The following is a 2,335-nucleotide window of genomic DNA, read 5'->3' on the forward strand; positions in this document are numbered from 1 at the left end:
GTCCACGCCTTCGACCGCGTGCAACTCCTCGTCTTCGTCGCCGAACGACCAATAGTCCGCGGTGAGATAGAAACCGCCGGCGATCGAAAGCAGGACAACCACTGCGAGGCCGGCCAGGAGCCTGCGCCAAAGCGTGCGCCTGCGAAGGGCAGCGCGCGCCTGCTTTTTCTGCCTGAAGCTCGTGTCGATATTGTGCGTCACGGATTGCTTCCAGTCAGGAAGAAGGTCCACCGCACCTGTTCAAGCGTGTCGACTTCGAGAAATTGCGCCGCTATGTGGCCGCGCTGCCAGCATTCGTCGATGCCGCGTATCGAGAAACGTCGTCGCTCGATGCACATTTCGGTCGATCCGGTGAGGATCGCATGGCCGAACACGTCCGTTGCATAGATGTAGATGTAGCGGTTCGTCAGTTCCTCGCGGATGACGTTCACGCATTGATTTGCGCCGATGGTCCACCAGCCGTCGGTCTGGTCCGCATTGTCGACCTTCTGGCCGACGGCGAGATTGACGACGTCGAGCGTCTGGTTGCAGACCGTGAATTCGGCGCGCGCCTCGCCGGAGGACAGCACGGCCAGCAGTGCGGCGCCTGACAAGACCGCAAGCCTCATGCGGCCCGTCAGGGCGAGCAGGGCGGCTCGAATCGGACCACGCTCCTTTATCGGCAGGTCGGCAGACGATTGCGGCAAACACGAGCGGGGTTCCATCGGGCGCCCATGCTATCCGCCGAGCCGGAAATACTTGGCCGTGGCTGAGAACTGAGATCCGTCGGTCTCGATTTCTTCGAGAATCTTGGGGAGCAGCACCGAGGCTGGTGTGGGCGTGGAGAACGCAGCCGCCCGAATATCCTTGGGGCCGGTGATCACCATTATGATCTGCGGCACCGCCTTTCCGGCGGCCTGGTCGGCGGCGCCGAGACCGATCGGGATTCTGAAGGTGACCTTGTCCGGCTTTACGACGACGCGCTCGTCGAGATTGAACACCATGCCTTTGTGATCGATCAGCAGCACGCTGGAAATGAGTCCGCCACGCGTCACCAGCGTGCCACTGATCGGCGTACCGTTCGGCACCGATGTCCGATCGAGAACAAGCTGCGGCTTGTCGGCCGCGGTCTGCCCCAGAAAGCGCAGAAAGTTGGTGACTTCGCATTGGCTTGGTTCAATGAGGCGGACGCTGATATCCGGCTCGACATGGAATCTTGCCTGGAAATCGCCAAGCATCCGCTCGAATGGCTGAACCTCCGTTCCAAATCCTTCGATCGCGGCCGCCTTGTCGGTTGCCGACGTCATGGTGGCATAGAAACAGTCGCCGCCGCCGAAGTCGCGAACCCAGGAGACTCGTTGCGCGATGTCATCGACGATCGGCGGAACCTCCGGCTTGGGCACGTTCAACCCGACGACAGGCTGGTCAGGCTGTTTGGCTACCGGTGGCGCAGGTTTTTGGCTCTCGGTGTTCGCGACATCCGGCTGGCTTGCCGTAGGCTTGGGCGCCGGCACTGTCGCCTCGGGTGCCTGCACGGTCGCCTCGGGTGCCGGCACGGTCACCTCGGGCGCCGGCACGGTCACCTCGGGCGCCGGCACGGTCGCCTCGGGTGCCGGCACGGTCGCCTTGGGCGCTGCCGGCTGGCTGATCTGTGGCTCGGGCTTTTGGCTCTCGACAACCTCTGGCAGGGCCGGCGGCGGCGTCGAGACCTTCTCGGCTGCTAGCGGGGCTGGAGCGGTCGAGACCGGCGGCGAAGCCGACGTTTGACTGTCGCTGGCCGTCGTATCGGGCTGGACTGCCGGCGACACCTTTTCGGGTGGCGGCTGCGCCGCCGTTGCGGATGGCTTCGGGGGTTCTTCGGTCTGCGAGGGGACTTCGGCGGGCTTGGCCGGCTGCGGCTTTTGGGCGGCCGCAGCATCTTGCTGGTTTTCAGCCGATGGTGCGCTGGCCTCCGGCTGTACGGGCGGAACTGGCTTTGCCGGCTCAGGGGCGTTCGCGGCATTGTCCGTGGCAGCCGGCTTTGACGTTTCTGGTGCAGGCTTTGATGGCTCTGGTGCGGAAAGCGATGGCTTGCTGGCCGTCGGCATCGCAGGCGTCATGAAGCCGCTGAGATATAGGCCCGCGCCGGAGGCGACAGCCAGCGTCGCCAAGGCAGCGAGCGCGATGGTTCGGGTCTTTGTGGATTTTCCAGGGACATTAGCCGTGACCGGACGTGGTGAGCCGGCGAGCGCCGGAGACCGGGGTTGGGACAAATGCGCGGGCCGCACATGCGGGACGAAGGGCTGCCCACCTGAACCTGTTGCCGTTTCGGTGTCGTGCCTCTCGACGTGGGATGGCCGGCCCTGGGTCTTGGTGT

The 2,335-nt window shown here is 64.4% G+C and carries 2 protein-coding genes and 1 pseudogene; all 3 read right to left on the minus strand.

Going from position 1 to position 2,335, the window contains the following annotated elements; all coding sequences use genetic code 11:
- The coding region (locus ACXJ7R_RS30300; RefSeq protein ID WP_457155032.1) for a hypothetical protein at positions 1-201 on the minus strand (201 nt) is incomplete at its 3' end.
- The gene (locus ACXJ7R_RS30305; RefSeq protein WP_167391941.1) at positions 198-608 is read right to left on the minus strand and encodes a DUF1036 domain-containing protein; all 411 of its coding nucleotides are present in this window, start codon (positions 606-608) and stop codon (positions 198-200) included. The genes ACXJ7R_RS30305 and ACXJ7R_RS30300, both read right to left, overlap by 4 nt.
- 108 nt (positions 609-716) lie before the next feature.
- Positions 717-2,335: pseudogene (locus tag ACXJ7R_RS30310) on the minus strand (serine/threonine-protein kinase); the annotation flags it as partial.

It is taken from the genome of Mesorhizobium sp. P5_C1 (assembly GCF_054049815.1).

What these genes read in the sequence shown, in the direction of transcription:
- ACXJ7R_RS30305 (WP_167391941.1), bottom strand. Translation starts at nt 608, where the DNA reads ATGAGGCTTGCGGTCTTGTCAGGCGCCGCACTGCTGGCCGTGCTGTCC.